At 60.7% G+C, this 21,224-nt stretch carries 21 protein-coding genes and 4 tRNA genes; 5 read left to right on the top strand and 20 right to left on the bottom strand.

The annotated features are described in order from the left end of the window. Window positions 1–31: 31 nt before the first annotated feature. From NPS46_RS07605 to gltX, 9 genes are all read right to left on the bottom strand, one after another. Window positions 32–991 carry a tRNA dihydrouridine synthase gene (locus NPS46_RS07605; protein WP_274105815.1) on the bottom strand — a complete coding sequence of 320 codons (960 nt, stop codon included), beginning with the start codon at window positions 989–991 and terminating at the stop codon, window positions 32–34. A 62-nt stretch (window positions 992–1,053) separates the two neighbouring features. Next, window positions 1,054–1,494, bottom strand: coding sequence for an acyl-CoA thioesterase (locus NPS46_RS07610; protein ID WP_274105816.1), 441 nt, complete (start codon window positions 1,492–1,494; stop codon window positions 1,054–1,056). A gap of 50 nt (window positions 1,495–1,544) precedes the next feature. Then, on the bottom strand, window positions 1,545–2,378 hold the full coding sequence (locus tag NPS46_RS07615) for an alpha/beta fold hydrolase (protein ID WP_274105817.1): 834 nt from the start codon (window positions 2,376–2,378) through the stop codon (window positions 1,545–1,547). A gap of 26 nt (window positions 2,379–2,404) precedes the next feature. Next, a complete protein-coding gene (locus tag NPS46_RS07620; RefSeq protein ID WP_274105818.1) occupies window positions 2,405–2,944 on the bottom strand; it encodes a TetR/AcrR family transcriptional regulator in 540 nt (179 codons plus the stop codon). Between the two features lie 188 nt (window positions 2,945–3,132). After that, a tRNA-Glu gene (locus NPS46_RS07625) sits at window positions 3,133–3,208 on the bottom strand. Window positions 3,209–3,282: 74 nt separating this feature from the next. Next, a tRNA-Ala gene (locus tag NPS46_RS07630) sits at window positions 3,283–3,358 on the bottom strand. 53 nt (window positions 3,359–3,411) lie between these two features. Next, window positions 3,412–3,487, bottom strand: a tRNA-Glu gene (locus tag NPS46_RS07635). Window positions 3,488–3,567: 80 nt separating this feature from the next. Then, window positions 3,568–3,643, bottom strand: a tRNA-Ala gene (locus NPS46_RS07640). Between the two features lie 243 nt (window positions 3,644–3,886). Continuing rightward, entirely contained in the window at window positions 3,887–5,368 is a 1,482-nt protein-coding gene (gltX, locus tag NPS46_RS07645; protein ID WP_274105819.1) for a glutamate--tRNA ligase, read from the bottom strand. 238 nt (window positions 5,369–5,606) lie between these two features. On the opposite strand from gltX, the gene NPS46_RS07650 reads away from it, so the two are divergent. Next, entirely contained in the window at window positions 5,607–6,662 is a 1,056-nt protein-coding gene (locus tag NPS46_RS07650) for an HlyD family secretion protein (RefSeq protein ID WP_274105820.1), read from the top strand. Between the two features lie 49 nt (window positions 6,663–6,711). Then, window positions 6,712–8,202: an MDR family MFS transporter gene (locus tag NPS46_RS07655; RefSeq protein ID WP_274106045.1), complete on the top strand. Its 1,491-nt coding sequence runs from the start codon at window positions 6,712–6,714 to the stop codon at window positions 8,200–8,202. 21 nt (window positions 8,203–8,223) lie between these two features. Here the strand turns inward: NPS46_RS07655 and NPS46_RS07660 are convergent, their stop codons facing one another. Beyond that, entirely contained in the window at window positions 8,224–8,769 is a 546-nt protein-coding gene (locus NPS46_RS07660) for a cysteine hydrolase family protein (RefSeq protein WP_274105821.1), read from the bottom strand. Window positions 8,770–8,885: 116 nt separating this feature from the next. Here NPS46_RS07660 and NPS46_RS07665 point away from each other — a divergent pair, with 116 nt between their 5' ends. The 3 genes from NPS46_RS07665 to NPS46_RS07675 all read left to right on the top strand — a co-directional run bounded on the left by NPS46_RS07665 (window position 8,886) and on the right by NPS46_RS07675 (window position 14,396). Then, the gene (locus NPS46_RS07665; RefSeq protein WP_274105822.1) at window positions 8,886–9,881 is read left to right on the top strand and encodes a GlxA family transcriptional regulator; all 996 of its coding nucleotides are present in this window, start codon (window positions 8,886–8,888) and stop codon (window positions 9,879–9,881) included. 35 nt (window positions 9,882–9,916) lie between these two features. Further along, a complete protein-coding gene (locus tag NPS46_RS07670) occupies window positions 9,917–10,858 on the top strand; it encodes a 2-hydroxyacid dehydrogenase (RefSeq protein WP_274105823.1) in 942 nt (313 codons plus the stop codon). 643 nt (window positions 10,859–11,501) lie between these two features. Beyond that, window positions 11,502–14,396 (top strand): autotransporter outer membrane beta-barrel domain-containing protein, encoded by a 2,895-nt coding sequence (locus NPS46_RS07675; protein WP_274105824.1) that lies wholly within the window; start codon window positions 11,502–11,504, stop codon window positions 14,394–14,396. Window positions 14,397–14,450: 54 nt separating this feature from the next. Here NPS46_RS07675 and NPS46_RS07680 read toward each other — a convergent pair whose 3' ends face one another. From NPS46_RS07680 to gspG, 10 genes are all read right to left on the bottom strand, one after another. Continuing rightward, window positions 14,451–15,098 (bottom strand): hypothetical protein, encoded by a 648-nt coding sequence (locus tag NPS46_RS07680; protein ID WP_274105825.1) that lies wholly within the window; start codon window positions 15,096–15,098, stop codon window positions 14,451–14,453. 123 nt (window positions 15,099–15,221) lie between these two features. After that, window positions 15,222–16,385 (bottom strand): hypothetical protein, encoded by a 1,164-nt coding sequence (locus NPS46_RS07685; RefSeq protein ID WP_274105826.1) that lies wholly within the window; start codon window positions 16,383–16,385, stop codon window positions 15,222–15,224. Beyond that, entirely contained in the window at window positions 16,382–16,831 is a 450-nt protein-coding gene (locus NPS46_RS07690; protein ID WP_274105827.1) for a CesT family type III secretion system chaperone, read from the bottom strand. Before NPS46_RS07690 ends, NPS46_RS07685 begins: the two co-directional genes overlap by 4 nt. A gap of 90 nt (window positions 16,832–16,921) precedes the next feature. Next, window positions 16,922–17,386 carry a type II secretion system protein GspM gene (gene gspM, locus NPS46_RS07695; RefSeq protein ID WP_274105828.1) on the bottom strand — a complete coding sequence of 155 codons (465 nt, stop codon included), beginning with the start codon at window positions 17,384–17,386 and terminating at the stop codon, window positions 16,922–16,924. Then, window positions 17,386–18,504, bottom strand: coding sequence for a type II secretion system protein GspL (gene gspL, locus NPS46_RS07700; protein WP_274105829.1), 1,119 nt, complete (start codon window positions 18,502–18,504; stop codon window positions 17,386–17,388). The genes gspM and gspL overlap by 1 nt, the downstream gene beginning before the upstream one ends. Further along, complete coding sequence (gene gspK, locus NPS46_RS07705; RefSeq protein ID WP_274105830.1) at window positions 18,501–19,367, bottom strand: type II secretion system minor pseudopilin GspK; 867 nt, start codon at window positions 19,365–19,367, stop codon at window positions 18,501–18,503. The genes gspL and gspK overlap by 4 nt, the downstream gene beginning before the upstream one ends. Next, complete coding sequence (gene gspJ, locus NPS46_RS07710; protein WP_274105831.1) at window positions 19,367–19,930, bottom strand: type II secretion system minor pseudopilin GspJ; 564 nt, start codon at window positions 19,928–19,930, stop codon at window positions 19,367–19,369. Before gspJ ends, gspK begins: the two co-directional genes overlap by 1 nt. Continuing rightward, entirely contained in the window at window positions 19,927–20,307 is a 381-nt protein-coding gene (gspI, locus tag NPS46_RS07715) for a type II secretion system minor pseudopilin GspI (protein WP_274105832.1), read from the bottom strand. The genes gspJ and gspI overlap by 4 nt, the downstream gene beginning before the upstream one ends. Next, complete coding sequence (gene gspH / locus NPS46_RS07720) at window positions 20,297–20,764, bottom strand: type II secretion system minor pseudopilin GspH (RefSeq protein WP_274105833.1); 468 nt, start codon at window positions 20,762–20,764, stop codon at window positions 20,297–20,299. Before gspH ends, gspI begins: the two co-directional genes overlap by 11 nt. Before the next feature lie 6 nt (window positions 20,765–20,770). After that, window positions 20,771–21,223 carry a type II secretion system major pseudopilin GspG gene (gene gspG / locus NPS46_RS07725; protein ID WP_274105834.1) on the bottom strand — a complete coding sequence of 151 codons (453 nt, stop codon included), beginning with the start codon at window positions 21,221–21,223 and terminating at the stop codon, window positions 20,771–20,773. Window position 21,224 lies beyond the last annotated feature (1 nt).

A 21,224-nucleotide genomic window follows, 5' to 3' on the forward strand; every position in this document is an offset into this window, starting at 1 on the left:
CACTTTTCAAGAGACTTTTCGCAGATTTTTTTCAGGCCGCCTCAACCCAATCGGCATTGACCAGACGCCCGACCGCCGCGCAATCGGTTTCCCGCCGCATGGCATTGAACAGCGTCATGGCTTGCGGGTAATTACGTGTCAGCATAGCCAGCCACTGCTTCAATCGGCCTGGGGCCGAACGTGGTGTCAGTTGGCTTTCTGCCTGGGCCCAGAATTCGCGGAGCATGGGTTGCAGGTCGGCCCAGCTCATGGCGACCACCTCCTCTCCTGCTCGTGCAGCAGCGATCTGGCGAGCCAGATCGGGTCGCGATACCAGCCCCCGCCCCAGCATGATGTCTTCGGCACCACTGATTTCGCGGCAACGACGCCAATCATCCACCGACCAGATATCGCCATTGGCGAACACCGGGACCTTGACCACTTCCTGCACGCGCGCCACCCACTCCCAATGGGCGGGAGGCTTGTAGCCGTCCGCCTTGGTCCGCGCATGCACGACGATCTGCTGCGCCCCACCCTCGGCCAGCGCCGTACCACACACAAGCGCACCATCCGGGCTATCAAAGCCCAGGCGCATCTTGGCCGTCACCGGAATATGCGCCGGCACCGAGCGTCGCACCTGGGCAACGATGGCATGGAGCAACTCAGGCTCCTTGAGCAACACCGCACCCCCACGGGATTTGTTGACGGTCTTGGCCGGGCAGCCAAAGTTGAGGTCGATCACCTGCGAACCCAGCTCGCACGCCAGCGCGGCATTCTCAGCCAGGCAGACCGGATCAGAGCCCAGCAACTGCACACGCAGTGGCACACCTGCCGCCGTACGGGCATCGGTCAGCAGCTCGGGCGCGAGCTTGTGGAAGTAGGCAGGGGTCAACAAGCGATCATTGACCCGGATAAATTCGGTCACGCACCAATCGATGCCGCCAACACGGGTCAGCACGTCACGCAGGATGTTGTCGACCAACCCCTCCATGGGCGCCAAAGCAATTTGCATGAATCAATCTCGGAAAAAAAACCTGCGGCAGTCTACTGGGTTACGCACCGGATCGGTACGTATCACGCCGGCATGACCGCAACACCATAGCCGTCGACAAACTCGACCGGCATGCGCTTGGGCTTGCCACTGGACAACTCGATACAGACAAAGGTGGTCTGGGCCCGCAACAGAGTGGTTCCATCTGCCGGGCGCACCAACTGAAAATGGCGGGTCATCTTCAAACGCCGATCCCAGTCGACAATCCAGGTTGCCAACTGCAATTCGTCGCCCTCATAGGCGCTGCTCAGGTAATCGATCTCGTGACGAATCACGGCCATGGCCCGATCCAGGCGCCGATACTCGACCAGGTCCAGCCCCAGGCGCTGGGAGTGCCGCCAGCCGCAGCGCTCAAGCCAGCTCACATACACCGCATTATTGGCGTGGCCGAGACCGTCAATATCCTCGGCCCCCACCTGCAGATCAATGATAAAGGGCGATGCCCGATCCCAAGCCCAAGCCATGCACTACTCCCAGTCCGGTAAGAACGACGGGGAGCAGTGTACCCCAAGCATCAAGCGGTTTGGCGCTGGGCCGAGGCCTGATCGGCGAGCAATGCCAATACCCCGGCCACCACCAGCGGGTCGGCCAGGACCCGCTGGTGCCCGCCCTGTTCCAGCACCAGTAGACGACTGCCAGGCCAGGCCTGATGGATCTTGCTGGCCTCATCGACCGGCACGAAGGTGTCGTCCTCGGCGTGCACGATCAGCCCTGGCATATCCAGCCGGTAGTGCGCCACATCCAGATATTCCGCGCTCATTCCGACGCCCTCTTCAATCTGCCGGACAAACGCCGAACGCGCCCTGGGAGGCAAACCCACCACCTTGGCAAAACCCCGCAGGACGCCCAACACCCTGGCCGGCGCGCAGATGCACACCAGATGCTGCGCACGCAGCCCCAACTGGACCGCCAGCATCGCGCTGGCACCCCCCATGGAATGACCGATTACGGCCTTCAAGGGCGGCAACTCGGCCGACGCTTCGAGCAGCGCCCGGGCAAACGACATCACATTCGCCTGCCGACCGGGAGAACGGCCATGGGCCGGCCCTTCCAGCGACACCACGCTATGACCGCTGGCCACCAGCGCCTCGATCAGGCTGGCGAACTGGGTTGGCCGCCCCTCCCAACCGTGCATCAGCAGAACCGTCGGCCCTTGCCCCCAGCGCAAGGCCGAAAGACCGAAGCGCAGAGTGATCCGTTCACCACTCGCCAGCAACGGCAGCTCCCAGTCGCGCGGCGCACGCGTGCGCGGCGTCAAAAAGACCATACGCATCTGGCTGGCCGCCATCGCCGGTGCCAGGCGCCCCAACGTTGCATTGATACCCCGAATCCAGCTTAACGACTTCATCGCTTGCACCCCGACTAGAACCCGCTTCAGACCACTGCCGACTTGGCAGCACGCAACATCCGATCAGACAAATCACCCGGCCCCAGCGCACGCGCCAGCGCCAGCCCACCCACCATCAATGCCAGGTCCGCCAGCACCTTGTCGGTGTCCTCGGGCCCCGCCGCCAATTGCGCGACCATCAATTCAATATGCTCACTCAATGCCTGGCGAAACCCCTCGGGCAGGCGCCCCAACTCCCCCACGACCGCCGGCAGCGGGCAAGCATGCTCGGGAGAGTCACGGTGTTTGCGCGACAGATAGAACGCCGCAATCAGCGAGCGTCGCTCCTCACCGGTAAGATCCTCATCCACTTGCGCGATGAGGTCGCGGCGCTGGCTGAGCAATTGGCAAAAGGCCTCCAGCATCAGCGAGTCCTTGCTGTCGAAATGCGCGTAGAAGCCGCCAACCGTAAGACCCGCCGCCCCCATCACCTCACTGACGCTGGGCTCGGCCGATCCGCGCTGAACCAATGCAGCACTGGCGGCCTGCAAAATCCGTTCGCGGGTTTGAGCTTTCTTGTCGTTCATCGCGGCCTCCAAATATTATGAACAGAATATTATCCATGTAATATTTATCCGCAAGGCTTTTCTGCAAGGAATGACAAACGCGAGAAAGGGAATAAGGAAGACGGAAAAGAATTTGGCGAACGCCAGAAAAACAAAAGGGTCATTCAATAATTGAATGACCCTTAAAAATCCCGCAGAGCGGGTAAACGTGGCGTCCCCTAGGGGACTCGAACCCCTGTTACCGCCGTGAAAGGGCGGTGTCCTAGGCCACTAGACGAAGGGGACACAAACCCTTCTAACAGTGATCAGGCTGAGTCTGATCGATTCAAGGCAAGTGTGGCCTACCTTGAACTGTAAATTGGTGGAGCTAGACGGGATCGAACCGTCGACCTCTTGCATGCCATGCAAGCGCTCTCCCAGCTGAGCTATAGCCCCAGATTTATCGCCTCGCGGCGGAGCGACATCAGACGATGAAGCTTCTGTAAAACTGGCGTCCCCTAGGGGACTCGAACCCCTGTTACCGCCGTGAAAGGGCGGTGTCCTAGGCCACTAGACGAAGGGGACGCAAACCCTTCTATACAACGTGATCAGGCTGAGTCTGATCGATTCAAGGCCGGTGTGGCCAGACCTTGAACTGTACAATTTGGTGGAGCTAGACGGGATCGAACCGTCGACCTCTTGCATGCCATGCAAGCGCTCTCCCAGCTGAGCTATAGCCCCTCATCGGTGAGGACGGGGCGAATCTTAAGGGCGTATCGGGAAGCTGTCAAATTTATTTTCAACAAATTTGAAAATTTTTTGCCGACATAACAATCACTTACCGCTCTCCCCCCGTAAAACCTGGGGCAGATTCACTCCGCACGGGAGTCACCACGGGCCGACAGAGGCCCTGGCGCCCTGCAACAGCACCTACAACACGTTACCCACGCCGGACGCTCACTCCGCGCCCGGCGTGGGCAAGTATCAGCCAATAGCGCCGAGCAGCTTCTCCCACTCCTTGTTTTCTTTCTTCGACACACCACCCAACAGGTCCAATGCCTGGCGCAGACGGAAGCGGGTCAGGTCCGGCCCAAGGATTTCCATCGCATCGAGCACCGACACCGAGCTGGCCTGCCCGGTGATCGCGGCAAACATCAGCGGCATGGCATCACGCAGCTTCAACTCCAGGGAATCGACAACCGCCTGAATGGTCCCGGTAATGCTGTCCTTCTCCCACTGGCGCAAGCTTTCCAGCTTCCAGAGGATCAGTTGCATCAACTGGCGCACCTGGTCGCCAGACAGCTTCTTGTGCTCGAACAACTTGGCGTCCAGTTGCAGGCCGCCAGCAAAGAAGAAATTGGCCAGGGGCGCGACCTGGCTGAAGGTCTCTACGCGGCCCTGCACCAGCGGCGCGATCTTCATCAGGTACTCAGGATTCAACGCCCAGGTCTGGATCCGGCTGGCGAACTCTTCCACGGGCAAATCACGCAACCATTGGCCATTGAGCCAGGACAGTTTCTCGATATCGAAAATCGGCCCGCCGAGGGAAACCCGCGACAGGTCGAAGTTGTCGACCATTTCCTGCAGCGAAAACTTCTCGCGCTCGTCCGGCATCGACCAGCCCATGCGCCCCAAGTAGTTGAGCATGGCCTCTGGCATAAAGCCCATGCGCTCGTAGAACGTGACCGAGGTCGGGTTCTTGCGTTTGGACAGCTTGCTCTTGTCCGGGTTACGCAGCAGCGGCATGTAGCACAGTTGCGGTTGCTCCCAGCCGAAGTACTCGTAGAGAAGAATCAGTTTGGGCGCCGATGGCAGCCATTCCTCGCCACGCAGCACGTGGGTGATGCCCATCAGGTGGTCGTCGACGACGTTGGCCAGGAAATAGGTCGGCAAGCCGTCGGTCTTCATCAGCACCTGCATGTCCATGCGATCCCAAGGGATCTCGACATCGCCACGCAGCATATCTGGCACCACGCAAACGCCTTCGCTCGGCACTTTCATGCGGATCACGTGGGGTTCGCCCGCCGCCAGGCGACGTTGCACTTCCTCGGCCGACAGCAGCAGCGCACGACCGTCATAGCGTGGGGTTTCACCACGGGCCATCTGCTCGGCACGCATCTGGTCCAGCTCTTCGGCCGTGCAGAAGCAGGGGAAGGCATGGCCTAGGTCGATCAACTGCTGAGCGTACTGCTGGTAAATCGCGCCCCGCTCGCTCTGCCGGTACGGGCCATGAGGGCCGCCCACATCCGGACCTTCGCTCCAGGTAATGCCCAGCCAGCGCAAGGCATCGAAAATCTGCTGTTCGGACTCGCGGGTCGAGCGCAACTGGTCGGTGTCTTCGATTCGCAGAATGAACTCACCGCCATGCTGCTTGGCGAAGCAGTAGTTGAACAAGGCGATATAGGCGGTGCCAACATGGGGATCGCCGGTAGGCGATGGCGCGATGCGAGTACGAACGGTGGTCATGGGAAGTCCCGAAGTGGAGTTCAAACAAAGGGCGAATGGTAACAGGCCCGGCCACTGCGGCTCCAGCGCACGACCGCAGGTAGAGGGCATATAAGCCAAGATTGGTACCAGCAAAGACCAGAGCCCTCTGGAACGGGCCTTTTTCCATTAATGGCATTTGCCCAGCATTGCGCCGGGCGCGGATTTTTCCGCGATAAATCCTGTAAAATTTACTTACATTTCTAAATACAGCCTGCCCATGCCTGCTCAACTCAAGCGTCGCCTGTTTATTTTCCTGCTGGTCGTCCTGCTGACCGCCCTAGGCTTTTTTGCCGAATGGTTCTTCAAGGGACGCTTCTACGAAAGCACCGACAACGCCTATGTCCAGGGTGAAATCACCCGCGTGTCCAGCCAGCTGGCGGCCCGCATCGACGAGGTCCTGGTCGCCGACAACCAGCATGTGGAAAAAGACCAGTTGCTGGTGCGCCTCGACAGCGAGGATTTCCGCCTCGCCGTCGACCGGGCCAACGCCACCCTCGCCACCCGCGAGGCAGAACGCTTGCAAGCCACGAGCAAACTGACCCAACAGGCCAGCCTGATCGCTGCCGGCGAAGCCCAGGTTGCCTCTAGCCAGGCCAGCCTGGGGCGCTCGCAGATCGACCTGTCCCGCGCCCAGACCCTGCGCAAGCCCGGCTATGTCTCCGAGGAGCGGGTCACCACGCTCTCGGCCGACAACCATATCGCCCGCTCTCAGGTCGCCAAGGCCCAGGCGGACCTGCAAGGCCAGCGCCAGCAGGTCAATGCCCTGAATGCCGAAATCAAGCGCCTCGACGCACAGATCGCCAATGCCCGCACCGACCTGGCCCAAGCCGAGCTCAACCTGACCCGTAGCGAAATCCATGCGCCGATCAGCGGGCTGGTCGGCCAGCGTTCGGCCCGTAACGGCCAGTACGTCCAGGCCGGCGCCTACCTGCTGTCGATCGTTCCGGACCAGGACATCTGGATCCAGGCCAACTTCAAGGAAACCCAGATCGGCCACATGCAGCCTGGGCAAAAAGCCACGCTGATCTTCGATGCCTATCCCGACACTCCGATCGAAGCCCGGGTCGACAGCCTGTTCGCCGCTTCGGGGGCACAGTTCAGCCTGCTGCCGCCAGACAATGCCACCGGCAACTTCACCAAGGTGGTGCAACGCATCCCGGTGAAACTGACCTTCGCTGCCGATAACCCGCTGCACGGGCGCATTCGCCCGGGGATGTCGGTCACCGTCAAAGTGAATATCCAGAACCCGAACACCACTGACAATGGCCGGTGATCAACTGATCCGCCCAGTCGGCGAACCGACCCGGCGCGACTGGATTGCGGTGATGAGTGTGATGCTCGGCGCTTTTATGGCCGTGCTCGACATCCAGATCACCAACTCCTCGCTCAAGGATATCCAGGGCGCACTGTCGGCGACCCTGGAGGAAGGTTCGTGGATCTCCACCTCCTATCTGGTCGCCGAGATCATCATGATCCCCCTGACGGCCTGGCTGGTGCAGTTGCTCTCCGCACGCCGGCTGGCCGTCTGGGTGTCCCTCGGCTTCCTGTTTGCCTCGCTGCTGTGTTCCATGGCCTGGAGCCTGGAAAGCATGATCGTGTTTCGCGCCTTGCAGGGCTTTACCGGTGGGGCGCTGATTCCCCTGGCCTTCACCCTGACTCTGATCAAGCTGCCCGAGCACCACCGCGCCAAAGGCATGGCGATGTTTGCCATGACCGCCACGTTCGCACCTTCCATTGGCCCGACCCTGGGCGGCTGGCTGACCGAAAACTGGGGCTGGGAATACATCTTCTATATCAATATCCCGCCCGGCCTGCTGATGATCGGCGGACTGCTCTATGGCCTGGAGAAAAAAGCCGCGCACTGGGAGTTGCTCAAGAACACCGACTATGCCGGGATTGTCAGCCTGGGGATCGGGCTTGGCTGCCTGCAGGTCTTTCTCGAAGAAGGTCATCGCAAGGACTGGCTGGAGTCGACGCTGATTGTCAGCCTCGGCAGCATTGCCCTGTGCAGCCTGATCACCTTTGTGATCGTACAGTTCTCCAGGCCCAATCCGCTGATCAACCTGCGCATCCTGCGCAACCGCAACTTTGGCCTGTCGAGTATTGCCAGCCTGGGGATGGGCGTGGGGTTGTACGGGTCGATCTACTTGTTGCCGCTGTACCTGGCACAGATCCAGAACTATAACTCGCTGCAGATCGGTGAAGTCATCATGTGGATGGGCGTGCCCCAGCTGTTCCTGATTCCGCTGGTCCCCAAGCTGATGAAATACATTTCGCCCAAGGTCCTCTGCACCCTGGGCTTCGGCCTCTTCGGCCTGGCGAGTTTTTCTTCGGGGGTGCTCAACCCGGATTTCGCCGGACCGCAGTTCAATCAGATCCAGATCATCCGCGCCCTCGGTCAGCCGCTGATCATGGTCACCATTTCCCTGATCGCCACGGCGTATATCCTGCCTCAGGACGCCGGGTCCGCCTCCAGCCTGTTCAATATCTTGCGCAACCTCGGCGGGGCCATCGGTATTGCGCTCCTGGCAACCCTGCTCGACGCACGGACCAAGACCTATTTCGACTACCTGCGCGAAGCCATCGTGCCCAGCAACCCGCAAGTCGCCGAGCGATTGGCCCTGTTCACCGAGAAACTCGGCAATGAAACCGCGGCGCTGGGCAAGCTTAACCAGATTGCCCATGAGCAGGCCTCGATCATGGCCTACAACGACGCGTTCCACTTTGTCGGCATTGCCCTGGGCATCAGTATGCTGGCGGTGCTGCTGACCAAGGCGCTGCCGGCAGGCATCAAGGCCGGTGAGGCTCACTGATAGCCGGGCGCTGGCCTGGCATCAGGCCAGAAGCTCGCGCGTCGAGACCACACTGGCATAGCCGAAAGCCAGCGCGGCCATAAAGGCCCCGTGCACATGCGCCGCCGGAATGGTCAGGCCGTTGAATGTCTGATCGCAGGCGGCGCAAGCATCGTGAACCACCGTAACCTGATAGCCAAAGTCCGCGGCAGCCCGGGTTACGCCATCGATGCAGATATGGCTCATATTGCCCACCACCACCAACTCCTTGATCCCGTGCTCCGTCAGCAGCCCGGCCAGTTCGGTATCGCGAAAGGCATTGATCTGATGCTTGAGCACCACCGGCTCTTCGCCCTGGGCCCGGACTTTGGGGTGAATCTGCGCGCCTTCGCTACCGGGAACAAAAAACGGCGCATCGGCGCTAGGAAACTCATGGCGCACATGCACCACCAGATCGCCTGCCGCACGCGCTGCGGCAAGCACTTGCGCGGCATTGTCGGCGGCCGCCTCGACCCCGCTCAGCGGCCATTTGCCGCCGGGGAAATAGTCATTCTGAATATCAACGACAATAAGTGCTCTGCTGGACATCTGAAGCTCCTCGTAGGGGACCGGGTTCGGTTACTGTATGACCTTGAGCGCAGTATCGGGCCCGCGCCGTCCACTGGGCATTGGCCGGACCGACATAATCGAGGGGAAAACTGACAATGGACGCCCGCCACGCCGTCGCCGAGATCGGCCTACTGCTCTATCCCGGCGCCCAAATGGCCGCCGTGCATGGGCTGACCGACCTGCTCACGGTCGCCAACCGCTTCGCCGCCCAGCAACCCACGGCCCAGCTACCACAATTGCGGATCAGCCACTGGCAAGCCTTGGACGAGGCGGCACCGCAGCGAGTCTTCGACAGCCTGCCACAATCCGCCGGGCACCCGGCAGCCGTGCTCATCCCCCCTTCCCTGTTCGACCTGCCGCCCGCAGCGACTCTGCACCCATTGACCCTCTGGCTACATGAACGACACCGCGAAGGCGCCGCCCTCGCCTCGGTCTGCCTGGGGGTCTTTCTCCTGGCGGAAACCGGGCTGCTCGATGGCCGGACCGTGACCACCCACTGGAACCATGCGCAGGTACTGGCCGAGCGCTATCCACGGCTGAAGGTCGCGGCCGAGCAGCCAATGATCGACGATGGCGACATCCTCACCAGCGCCGGGCTGATGGCCTGGGCCGAATTGGGCCTGCGCCTGGTCGAACGTTTGCTCGGCCCCAGCATCGCCAGCGAGACCGCGCGTTTTCTGGTGATTGAACACAACGACCGGCGCGAATGCGCGGGTAATTTCGCGCCCATTCTCAATCATGGCGACGAAGCCATTCTCAAGGTCCAGCACTGGCTCCAGGCCAGTGGTGCCGTCGATGTCAATATGGCTGCCATGGCCCGACAGGCGGCTCTGGAAGAGCGCACGTTCCTACGCCGGTTTCGCGCCGCCACCGGCCTCACGCCCACCCGCTACTGTCAGCACTTGCGCATCGGCAAGGCCCGCGCCCTGCTGGAATTCACCCAGCGCAGCGTCGACCAGATCGCCTGGAGCGTGGGGTATCAGGACCCTGGATCCTTTCGTTCGACGTTCAGGAAAATCACCGGCCTGTCGCCCAGCGATTATCGGGGACGCTTCGGCGCACCCGCCAACGCCCAAGCGGCTCTGGCCTGACACCTCCCGTCCGGATATCACGAGTGGCGTGCTCTATGAACAAAACCGTGCTGGTGCTGGTAGAAACCCTTCACGACTACCTGCCGATCCTCGAGAACCTGGGTTATCAGTTGATTCTGGCCACCACGCCCCTTGAACGCGCGGCGGCCATTCAGCGTGAAGGCCCGCACATCGACGCTGTGCTGACCCGTGGCCCGCTGGGACTGCGCGCCGAGGAAATCGCCGCACTCCCGCGCCTGCGCATTATTTGCGTGATCGGTGCCGGCTATGAACAGGTCGACCTTCACGCCGCGCACGCTCGGGGCATAACCGTCACCAATGGCGCCGGCGTCAATGCCTCTTCGGTGGCCGACCATAGCCTGGCACTGTTGCTGGCCCTGGTTCGCGATATTCCCCAGGCGGACGCCTCGGTCCGGCGCGGCGAGTGGCGCAAGCGCCTGTGCCCGTCCCTGGCCGGCAAACGCCTGGGTATTCTCGGCCTGGGTGCCGTCGGGCTGGCCATCGCCAAACGCGCGGCCCTCGGTTTCGATATGACGGTGAGTTATCACAATCGCCGTCCGCGTGAAGACGCGCTTTATGCCTACTGCGCCACCGCCCAGGCGCTGGCGCATTGCTCTGACTTCCTGGTGATCGCCACTCCCGGCGGCAGCGGCACTCGGGGGCTGGTCGACCAGGCGGTGCTCGCGGCGCTGGGGCCTTCAGGATTTCTGGTTAATGTCGCCCGCGGCAGCGTGATCGTGACCACCGATCTGATCGAGGCCCTGCAACACCGGCTGATCGCTGGCGCAGCCCTCGACGTCTTCGAAGATGAACCCCGTGTGCCTGATTCGCTCAAGATCCTCGACAATGTGGTCCTAACGCCCCATGTCGCGGGCCTGTCCCCCGAGGCGCTGGAAGACAGCGTACGCCTGGTGGGTGAGAACCTGTCGGCGTTCTTTGCTGGCCAACCGGTTCTAACCCCAATAATGCTGGACTGAGCTCTCCCCCTGTCCGCCTCTGCCCCTCTGCCCCTCTGCCCTCGCCATTCGACTCGCGAGCGCATCGGTGCGCACTCGAGCAAAATAACTCGCCTCACTATCAGAAGTTTCTCAACTTCCAAGCTATAACAGCCGACACCCGCCGCACTTAATACAAATCATAATAAACAACACCCAGCAGCCAAGTACGCACGCGACTAACTGCATATAAATCGCGCTTTTAACCGGCATATTAATTCGTCAGCTGAACCCAGCTCCAGAACCAGCTCTGACAGGCCCAGCCAGCGCCCTGCCCGGGCTGGAAAGCGATGAAAATCTCCATTTAACCTTGGGGCTACTCAGCGCCCAGCAAGCCACTACCCCGCGACATAAATAACTCAAGACTTTAACTCCCGGCGTCCTGGGCACACTCGAGCCATAGTACTGCAATCACAAAGGATCACTTATGAAAAGAACAATCTCCTACTCGTTTCCGGGAAGCTCGTTACTTATAATCCTACTTGTAATTCCAGCCAGTGACACCCATGCCATTACCGCTTCTTATATACATATTGATAATGGCACTACGGAATCTATTTCCGGCACTATCACGGGCAATCGGCCGGGTAAATCCGCTATTACGGTACAAGGCGACGGCAGTGTCGTGGACATCCAGCCCGGTACCCAGATCAGTACCCACGATGACAACGCCAACGCAATACTTGCGCAGCACAAAGGCACCCTCAATTTCGACAGTGCGACCATCACCACCCACGGTGACCAGTCGCAAGGGGTTAACGTCGCCCTCGAAGGCCGCGTGAGCCTCAACGGAGGTCAGGTCACCACCCACGGAACCGCCTCCCCGGGCCTCTACTCAACAGGATCGGGCACAATCGCGAACATCGATGGCACCCAGGTCACGACGCTCGGCAAGCACTCGACCGCGATCCAGTCCAGGAACCAGGTACAGATGCGCGTTGACAATGCCGAGCTGACCGGACACGGCACCAGCAGCTTCGGTATCTCGCTACTGAACTCCACGCTGACCAGCGACAACACGCGGATCCAGGTCCATGGCACCGCCAGCGCCGGGCTCTTTGCCAGTGAGTCCAATGCAACAGTGCGAAATGCCAGTATCCATATCAGTGCGCACGACTCAATTGCTGTCCAGCTCCAGAGCGACTCGCAGGTCGTTATGGACAACCTGACCGCCACCGGCAATGGCCGAACCTTGCGCGTTCAGGACTCGAACCTGTTGGTCAACGGCGCCAACGTCAGCCTTGATCATGGTCATCTGCTCTACGTGATTGGGTCGCCAGGCTCCCGCGCCTCGGCCGTGCTCAACGATGTCCATGTCAGCAGCGCCGATGGCAATCTCGCGCTGATCGACAGCAACACCAACGCCGATGTCACCATCGTCGGTGGCAGCTACCACACCCAAGGAGAGCGACAGCGGAGCATGCAGGTGATGAGCCCTGGCTCGACACTCGATGTCAGCGCCACCCGAATCCTCACCGAAGGCGACAATGCCAATGCCCTGGAAAATCGCGGCCTGACCAACATCCGCCACAGCCAGATCGACACCACCGGACGCAACGCCCACGGGCTGCTCGCCATCAGTTCCCAGCCCGGCCTGTTCGCCCACAACATGCAGGTCACAACACACGGGAGCGATAGCTACGGAGCCATCGTACTGGCCGGTGGCGACATCGACCTGAGCCACTCCACAGTCACCACGCACGGCGGCCTCGCACACGCCCTCGGCGCTCAAGGTAGCCAATCGACGCTCAAGATCGCGCATTCGCACATCAGTACCCACGCAGACCAGGCCAATGGCCTGAATCTTGTGCGCGGCGCCAGCTTCAGGATGCTGGGTGGCAGCCTGCAAACCCGTGGCGACCAGGCCGCCGTTATCCAGGCCAGCCACAACGATCCATTGAAGGCCAGCAACGCGATCATCGATAGTGCCCGGCTCGAGGCCGCACGCAGTGAGGTCATACTCGCCTCCGGCAGCGACCTGGAAGTAACCCTGAATAACAGCCTGGCACTTTCCGGCAGCGGCATGCTCGTGGGTGCGGCCGAGAACAATAGCGGTGCAGGCAGCCATGTCCGGCTGCAACTGAACAACACGCGAGCCCACGGCGATATCCAGGCCGACGCCAACAGTACGGTCGCAGTCGAACTGCGCGCCGGCTCGGCTCTCGACGCTGCTGTCCAGAGCCGCGAGCGGATGCTGATCGACACCAGCAGCCACTGGCAACTGCGCGCCAGTTCGAAGGTTTCCGGGCTCGACCATTCGGGAACGCTGGCCTTCGCCACCACGCCGGGCTTTAAAACACTCAGAGTCGCCGGTGACCTGAATGGCAACGGCCACTTTCATCTGAACAGCAGCATCGCCAATCAACAGGCCGATCGCTTGATTATCGAGGGGCAGACCCACGGCCAGCATCGTCTGCATGTCCGCGACTCCGGCCATGAGCCGACCCAGACCGACGCTCAGATCACACTCGTAGAGGGCAATGGCGGCACCGGAGGATTTTCCTTGCAGGGTGGGCATGTCGATGTCGGCGCCTTGCGCTACACCTTGCAGCAAGCCGGCCCCAACTGGGTACTGGCAAACGACCCAAGAGCACTCGAGCCGACGCGCCTGAGCAAGGGCACCAATGCCGCCGTCGCATCACAGACCGCCAGGGCGGCCTTGTGGAGCAGTGAATCCACACCATTGCGCCAGCGCTTTGCTGACCTGCGCAGCAGCAACCACGACCAGAGCGGCCTCTGGCTACGTGCGGTCGATCGCCGCCTCGCACACGACACCGGTAGTAGCCGGCCCTTCGAACAGACCATTCGCGGCACCCAGATCGGGGCGGACCGGTCCGTCGGTCTCGCCTCCGGGCAACTTTTGCTTGGTGGCCTGGTCGGCCTAAGTGATTCCCGCCAGGGCTTTGGCGAGGGCTCCAACGGCACGATCAACAACAAAACCCTTGGGCTCTATGCCAGTTTCCTGCATACCGACGGTTTGTATGTCGATGCCCTGGCTCGTTACAGCCGATACGACAACGACCTGCACAGCCCCGATAATCTGGGTGACAAAATTACCGCGGCTTTTGCAAGTAATGCCTACGGCCTGGCGATCGACGTGGGAAAACGCTTCGAGCTTTCCAAGCTGTTTGTCGAACCCAGCCTGCAGCTCGCCTCCGTACGCCAGGAACGTGCCCGCTACACGGCCTCCAACGGCTTGCAGGTTCAGGCCGACGCTCTGGACTCACTGCAAAGCCGGATTGGGCTTATGCTGGGCACCACCCTGACAACGCGTACCGGACAGACGCTACAGCCCTACCTAAAGGGCGATTGGGTCAACGAACACGCCGGGCACAGTGAAGTGAAGGTCAACGGACTCAATCTCAAGTCAGAACGCCTGGGAGAGCGCGGCGAAGTCGCGGTGGGAGCGGCGTTGGGAGTCAGCGAGCGGCAGTGGGTTACGTTGGATGCCGAGTACGCCAAAGGCAAGGGTATCGAACAACCCTGGGCCATAAGCCTGGGCTATCGCCATCTGTGGTGACGGCACCCCTGCGTTGACCGGCTGATACCAGCCGGTCAACGGATACCGGCTCAATTACCCGTGATGAACAACACCCTCCTGTTCCAGCAAATCTGAATTATTATTGCACCATTGCCGCAGGTCGGGCCGGCCGCTACTCGTCTTGGGCTCGTAATGGGAATGGATTTGCATGGGAATCTTCAATTCTAGCGCTTCATTCAACTCCGAAGCCGCCACTTCTCCGCCCCCAATAAAGACAATCTGACCGCTTAGACCCATTTGAGCGACCGAGACTATGTAGGATTTACCCTCAGAGGACAGTACCTTCCAGTTGCCCTCGGGGTCGTCGACAAAAACCGACGTCTGACAATGCTCAGAAGTGTCCGACGGCTGGGCCTGATTGGAGACAATGCCCAGAGTCTGCACCTGCTGCTCCCGAGCAAACTCGTAGACCTTGCCTATACCCTCAGGAGTTGCACCAGCCACGACGACGACATTGTGTGCGCCATACTCCAGCACATGGGACTTGATAATCGAGGTCATCAAGGCTGCGACACCTGCCTCATCCTTGTAACCCGCCCCTGAAAAACCGCTGAAAACCAGCACATACTTTTGCTCTACAACACTTTGGAGCTGCTTGCGAATCGACTGATCGGCCTCGCTTTGAGTCGTTTCGTCAGTAGCACTGACCGAGATCGACTCTGCACTTCCGGTAACTAGCATACATTCAACCCTTTACTTGAAGATCTATCGATAACTTTTGGACAGGGACCCAAAGCCGTTTCCCCAAATAAATGATCTTGGCAACATCGCCCCACCAACAACCGGATCGCTCCCAAACACCCTTTAAACAGGCCACGGCAGGCCATGTAGGGCCCTTTCAACAGACCTTGCCAGCGGCCTGAACCGAGCCTGGCGCAGCTCTTCAATGGCATATAACAGACGTGCCATCTGCTCCTCGCCCTGATAAGCCATCACCGCAGCGAATAACTGCTTGCCCAGAAACTCATGCCGCTCATCCAGCAGGCCCAGATGCCGCTCCAACATCGCATCGCCGATCACACTGGACAAACGCCGCCCCTCACTGAAGACAGGAGCGCGAAAGCCCTTTTTCAAGCCAGGCAACAAACGGCTCAGCAAATGCCGAAGCACCGCCGGATCGATCAACGACTGGCCGTTTGCGGCGTATTCAGCCAACAACTGCCGACATTGATCACGCTGCTCGTCTGGCGAGCGGGTTTCACAATGAAAACGCGATGAACTCAAGACCCAAAGCGCAGCACGCTCGACATCGCCCGTAAGCCCCTCGGGATTGAAGTCCCCCTCTTCAAGCACGGCAACAAACCGGGCCGCCCCCAGGTCGCATTTGAGCAGTCGTGCCTGATGCGCACGAACCGCGTTGAGTTGGCCGAGCTCAGCTCGCAGGATCGCTTCCAGTTGCGCCAGGGCATCCTGGATCCCGCCCTCTTCGCGCAACCGCTCCAAACTGACCGACGGCAACTGTTTCCTGAGCAGTACATACGCGGCCTTCTCCTGCACCAAGGCTTGCAGGATGCGACCCGCAGAGCACTTGAGCAGCACCTCACAGATCGCACGCTCAAACAGCAACTTGACCTCACCTTCGGCAGACAATGCCAACTGCGCATCACTGCACAGCATCAACCGACCCAGTACCTGTTCAGCGCTGTGCAGGCTGGTGTCCTTGAAGACAATCCTGCCCTGCTCCACCGAAGAGGGAGCACGCAAACGCAGATTGCGTGCACAGGAGGTGTCGAAGAGCAATTGCGTCAAACAGGCAACTTCGGTTTTCTCGCTGGCGCCAAACAGTCGCTCAAGACCCATCATCAACTTGTCACAGGCACTCCCGCCAAGTTTTGGCACAACCTGCTGCAGGGCTGGCCTGACTTCATAGGTTCGACGCCCCACCTTCAACAATCCAGCCGCCTGAATGACCTCCCTGGTATAGGCACTGGTTTGTCTAAGGCTGGAGACGCTCCTGAATTTTTTCATATCAACACTTGCCCTTCACGTGCGCGAGGTATGCCGTGTGAAACTTCAAGGGCATCCAGTTGCTGCGAGAGCGCATTGATCCAGTCAATAAAATCTGCCAACGCGACCTCGAAGGTCTCAACGCACAACCGCGAGGCATTGAGCGTGTGATAGCCAACCAGGGCAAGTTCAGGGTCCCACCCCACTCCCGGTCCCGCCCCCGTCATGGGATTGAGCGCCATACTCAGCAACCGCTCCAGCCACGGCCCACCAACCTGCTCGGGCAGCTCACTCAGCAACTGACCCACCAGCACCACAGTGCCCTCGTTTGTATCGTGGTACAGCGAAAACAATCGACTATCGTCCACCATGAAATGACACAGGCCATGCTCATTGAACGCCCAGTCGACAATCCCCATTCTGGCGCCACACTCCTTCAGGATGCTCACCATGTGCTCGCTACTCATTGCAGTGTCCCTTTACAAACATTGAGGTGGCGCAGCCTAGCGCCTGCAAGTGGGCAGCGATGTCATCTTCGGGTGTCGTTCTTATCACTCTCACGGCAGTTCCAACCCCAGACTCGCCTCAAGCTGCGCCGCGCGCTTCTCCAACACGAGGTTTTGCAAGATCGCCCCACGACGCTCCATGCCCTCCAACCAGGTCAGCAACGCCAGCGCATCACCGCGCAAGGTCAGACGCACAAGGCTAGCGTCGACATTCAACTGCTCCAGCTCCAGCCCCGCCGCGGCCACCGTCTCACTGACCTGAGCCGGCCCTAGCGATGCCGAGGCTCGGCTGCGCTGCGGGATAGCGGCACTGATCGCGCGCGCCAGTTCCCAATGTTGTTGATAATGCCGCTCGGCGCCTGCCAGGCGCATTTGGGCCGGCTGCCAGAGCCCCTGCCAAAGCAGCACTGCTAGCAATACAACAGCTAGCAGCACAAGCATCCGCCGATCCCGTGGGCCCAGCCGGCTCCAGGGCCCGCTAAGCCACACCGATATCTTGGCTATCGCCTTCTTCATCAACGATCTTCCTCAAGCGTCAAAAGGGCCTGGACCCGGTTCTGCTCCTTGCTGGCGTTGCTGATGCGCACCGCCAACCCACTCTGTTCACCCCGTTCGCGCAGGCGCTCCAGCTCGGCAAAACCGCCAACACTCAGTTGCAGGCGCCAGCCATCCCCTAACCGATACTCGATACGTTGCACGTCAACATCACCGCCACCCAGCACTTGCTCACTTAAACGCACCAAACGCGAAATGGCGGTGGGGGCAGGCGCCTTGCCATGGCCTTGCAGCGCCTTGAATTGCGCCGCCAAATCAATGATCCGGGTCTGTTCGGGGTAGAGCTGTGCAAAGCGCTCGAGTGCTTGGCTCTGCAGCGTTTGCGCCGCGGCCTCAAGGCCTTGGCTGCGGTATTGAGTCGCCCCCCAGGCCAGCAGAAAGACGGCCAGCAGCGCCGCTGCCATTCCTTGCCATGGCCAGGACCAAGACCACCGCGCTTGGCGAAACTCACCCTGCAACAGATCAATCGCCTGGCCGCAGCCGGCCATCAAGGTCTGGCGAACCTGCAACGCACTGGCTTCGTCGCCATCACCCAGGCTTGTCAAATCGCCAGGCAATAGCGCGCGGGCGTCATCCAGCGCCTGCGCTGACAAGGCCAGACGGGCCTCAAGTGCCCCGCCCACAATCCAACGCCCGCCCCACCAGGCCATACAGGGCTGATCACGGGGCAACAGCTCGGCATCCACATGAATCGACACAGGGCGTACACCGCGTTCGCGCAAAAAACCGAGCAGATTGCGCAAACGCTCACGTTCGATCACCAACATCGGATACCGCCGTTCGCGATCGGCTTGGCCGACACACAGATGCAGGGTGTCGAGCTCCCCCGCCAACTGGTCCTCGATGGCAAATGCCAGGGCCTGTGTCGTAGGCCGACGACGCCCGGGCCATTTGTCGCTACGCAGCCAACTGCACAGTTCCATCGGCAACATCAGGGACACGGAGTGCCCCGCCAGCCCCATAGCCGCTTCACCCAGGCTCAGGCGCTGAATCGGCTCGCCCTCCTGCCAGGTTTCCACTGGCCATTGGTCGGGTGTCTTATCCAGGCCCTCGGCGGTCAGGTAGAGCCACATATTCATAAAGGGAATTCGCTTGAGTTCGGGGCCAGAAACTGGCGTTGCAGGAGGCGCAACCGATGGTCCTTGTCGTTGCGTTCAAAATCACTGATCAGGCGCATGCGCTGCCCGCCCAGCTCGGCATCTACACTGACGCGAAACCAGCGGCTGTCGACCCCCAGTCCATGACTGCCAATATCGAGCCCGGCCAGTGCCTGGCTCTGGGAAAATTCCTGCACACTGGCGTAACCCTCTGCCGGGCGCTGACTCACCAGTTGGTTCGCACGAGCCAACGACACGCCTTGCAGGCTGGCCAGGACCTGGGCCGGAGCAGTATTGACATTCAGGCTGGCCGCCGTGGGCAATACACTTACCCAGGGTCGGAGAAGCGCCAGGGCCCGACCGTCAACGCCGGCCAACAAACGTAGTTGGCTGAAATTATCGAGCCCGCCAGTGGCTTGCTCAGGCATGGCGAATGGCGGGATATCCAGTTGTTCGAGCAAACGTGTCCAGCGTCCCAACGTGATCGGGTCAACTTTCCCGCCCCGGAAAACCGTGCCGAGATTGAAGCGGCCGGCCAGGTCCACGATCCGCACTTGAACCTTGCCGCCGTCGACATCCAGGGGCATCTCTTCCCGGGCCCAGGCCTGGCCCAGGTGAGTACGCAGACGCTTGCTATCCTCGTCACTCGGCCCTTGCCCAAGCTGCTCGCGGGCCCAGCGCTCTCCTGCCAGGCTTAACTGACGCAGATGCACCTGATGGATCTGCTGGGCTGTCGTCGCGATCAGCAAACGATGGCTGCGCAACATGGCGCCGGTGAGCAGCAGGGCCAGACTCATCACCAGCAATACGCTGATCAGCGCAACACCTCGCTGACCCTGGCCCATCACCGCCCCTCCGGTAGCAGGAACACGCGCCGTATCTGCTCGAAGCGCCCGACCGTAAAACTGACTTCCAGTGCCCGCGGTTGCCCTGAGGTCTTGGCCCGGGTGGCACTCCACTCGGTACGCCAGCCGGCATTGGCGTCATACAGGCGCCAGCTCAACCCGCTGACGCCCTGGAGCACTGGTTGACGACGTAACGACGATGCCTCCAGGCCCCGACTGTCACGCCAAAGCACACCTTGTTTATCCAGGTGATAACTGACCTCCAGTTGTTCACTGCGCGGCTGATCCAGCGGATTGCTCCAGTTACCACGCTGAAAATTCAACTGATTGCCCTGCAACGTCATACCTCGCCGATTGGCGGGCACGACAACCTGCATGGCATCACGTTCGATCAAAGCCACCGCACGCTGCAGACTGCGCAGTTCGAGTTGATGGCTGCTGGTGCTGCGCTCTGTGCGTAACACACTCTGCAACAGCTGCCAGCTGCCCAGCCCGAGCAAGGCGAAGATAGCCATGGCAATCACCAGTTCGAGCAAGGTAAAACCGCGTTGCATGCACTTCATGGCACCACCGCAAGCCAACTGGTGACGTGCTGCAACGGCTGGTCGCTCTCTGTACGTCCGACACTGAGTTGCACCTTGTACAAGCGCGGGTCGGTCGAGCGCTCGATGGTTTGGCTCAGCCACCAGTCACGCTGGGCGAAATGGCGGTCAAGGCGTTGATGGCCGGGCCTGAGCCCAGCCTGCAGCGACAGCTCGTTCAACTGGTTATCGGCGAGCCAGGTGGCAAACAGCCGCTCCTCAAGTGCAGCGCCACGGCTCAAGACAAACTGGCTGGCGGAAAATACCGCCGCCGACAGGGTCGCGAACACGGCCAGCGCGACCATGACTTCCAGCAACGTAAAACCGCGTTGCGCATTCACCCCAGGCTTACGGCTCATGGAGAATCGGCTCCCCGAGTCCATCGCCGAACACACTCAACCAGCGCTGTTCGACGCTTTCAAAATGCACCGCGAAAGCACTGGTTTCATCACTGCTGAGCAACAACAACTGCGGACGGTCGAGCTGAGTACCCAACGACAGGGTTTGCCCATCCAGTTCCAGGCGCATGGACAGGCCGGCCGGCAAGCGACGCGCGGTACCGTGCACTCTCCATGCGGGGGCCTCGAAGCGCATCATCCGATAACCATCGACCTCGATGCGTACACCGTATTCGCACCCTTCAAGCACCGCTTGCTCACGCAGATTCTGCAACTGCTGCATCAGCAGTGCCGCCTCCTCGCGCGCCTGACGCGCCGGGCTGTGCGATACCGACAAACCGAGCATCCCGGCCAGCAGGCCGACCAGCACCATTACCACCAGTAACTCGATCAGGGTGAAACCGCGTGACTCCGGCATACGCCCCTACTCGGCCCAGTTGCCAATGTCGGCCGCATAACCGTCACCGCCCGGTGAACCGTCGGCCCCCAGGGAAAAAAGATCGTAGCCACTCGAGCGCACACCCGGGTTCAGGTACTGATAAGGCGTGCCCCAGGGATCAAGCGGCAGGCTTTTCAGATAGCCCTGGGGGTTCCAGTTCTTCGCCGTCGGTGTACCGGCCGGGCGCACGCTCAGGGCCTCTAGCCCCTGCTGCGTAGAGGGATAGTTGAAGTTGTCGAGTCGGTACATCTCCAGTGCCGTGGCAATGGCCTGCAGATCACTGCGCGCGGCCGTGACCTTGGCCTGGTCGGGGCGGCTCATGAACTGCGGCACGATAATCGAGCCCAGCACACCGATAATCACCACCACGACCATGATTTCGATCAGGGTAAAACCGCGTTGGGCGCGGGCCTTGCTTGGAGTACAAAAATGCTTCATG

This window comes from Pseudomonas putida, assembly GCF_028682395.1.
GTDB lineage: Bacteria > Pseudomonadota > Gammaproteobacteria > Pseudomonadales > Pseudomonadaceae > Aquipseudomonas > Aquipseudomonas putida_AB.

Excerpts from the sequence above, each read along its gene's own strand:
- NPS46_RS07605 (WP_274105815.1), bottom strand. The coding sequence starts at position 991 with ATGCAAATTGCTTTGGCGCCCATGGAGGGGTTGGTCGACAACATCCTG.
- NPS46_RS07610 (WP_274105816.1), bottom strand. The coding sequence starts at position 1,494 with ATGGCTTGGGCTTGGGATCGGGCATCGCCCTTTATCATTGATCTGCAG.
- NPS46_RS07615 (WP_274105817.1), bottom strand. The coding sequence starts at position 2,378 with ATGAAGTCGTTAAGCTGGATTCGGGGTATCAATGCAACGTTGGGGCGC.
- NPS46_RS07620 (WP_274105818.1), bottom strand. The coding sequence starts at position 2,944 with ATGAACGACAAGAAAGCTCAAACCCGCGAACGGATTTTGCAGGCCGCC.
- gltX (WP_274105819.1), bottom strand. The coding sequence starts at position 5,368 with ATGACCACCGTTCGTACTCGCATCGCGCCATCGCCTACCGGCGATCCC.
- NPS46_RS07650 (WP_274105820.1), top strand. The coding sequence starts at position 5,607 with ATGCCTGCTCAACTCAAGCGTCGCCTGTTTATTTTCCTGCTGGTCGTC.
- NPS46_RS07660 (WP_274105821.1), bottom strand. The coding sequence starts at position 8,769 with ATGTCCAGCAGAGCACTTATTGTCGTTGATATTCAGAATGACTATTTC.
- NPS46_RS07665 (WP_274105822.1), top strand. The coding sequence starts at position 8,886 with ATGGACGCCCGCCACGCCGTCGCCGAGATCGGCCTACTGCTCTATCCC.
- NPS46_RS07670 (WP_274105823.1), top strand. The coding sequence starts at position 9,917 with ATGAACAAAACCGTGCTGGTGCTGGTAGAAACCCTTCACGACTACCTG.
- NPS46_RS07680 (WP_274105825.1), bottom strand. The coding sequence starts at position 15,098 with ATGCTAGTTACCGGAAGTGCAGAGTCGATCTCGGTCAGTGCTACTGAC.
- NPS46_RS07685 (WP_274105826.1), bottom strand. The coding sequence starts at position 16,385 with ATGAAAAAATTCAGGAGCGTCTCCAGCCTTAGACAAACCAGTGCCTAT.
- NPS46_RS07690 (WP_274105827.1), bottom strand. The coding sequence starts at position 16,831 with ATGAGTAGCGAGCACATGGTGAGCATCCTGAAGGAGTGTGGCGCCAGA.
- gspM (WP_274105828.1), bottom strand. The coding sequence starts at position 17,386 with ATGAAGAAGGCGATAGCCAAGATATCGGTGTGGCTTAGCGGGCCCTGG.
- gspL (WP_274105829.1), bottom strand. The coding sequence starts at position 18,504 with ATGAATATGTGGCTCTACCTGACCGCCGAGGGCCTGGATAAGACACCC.
- gspK (WP_274105830.1), bottom strand. The coding sequence starts at position 19,367 with ATGGGCCAGGGTCAGCGAGGTGTTGCGCTGATCAGCGTATTGCTGGTG.
- gspJ (WP_274105831.1), bottom strand. The coding sequence starts at position 19,930 with ATGAAGTGCATGCAACGCGGTTTTACCTTGCTCGAACTGGTGATTGCC.
- gspI (WP_274105832.1), bottom strand. The coding sequence starts at position 20,307 with ATGAGCCGTAAGCCTGGGGTGAATGCGCAACGCGGTTTTACGTTGCTG.
- gspH (WP_274105833.1), bottom strand. The coding sequence starts at position 20,764 with ATGCCGGAGTCACGCGGTTTCACCCTGATCGAGTTACTGGTGGTAATG.
- gspG (WP_274105834.1), bottom strand. The coding sequence starts at position 21,223 with ATGAAGCATTTTTGTACTCCAAGCAAGGCCCGCGCCCAACGCGGTTTT.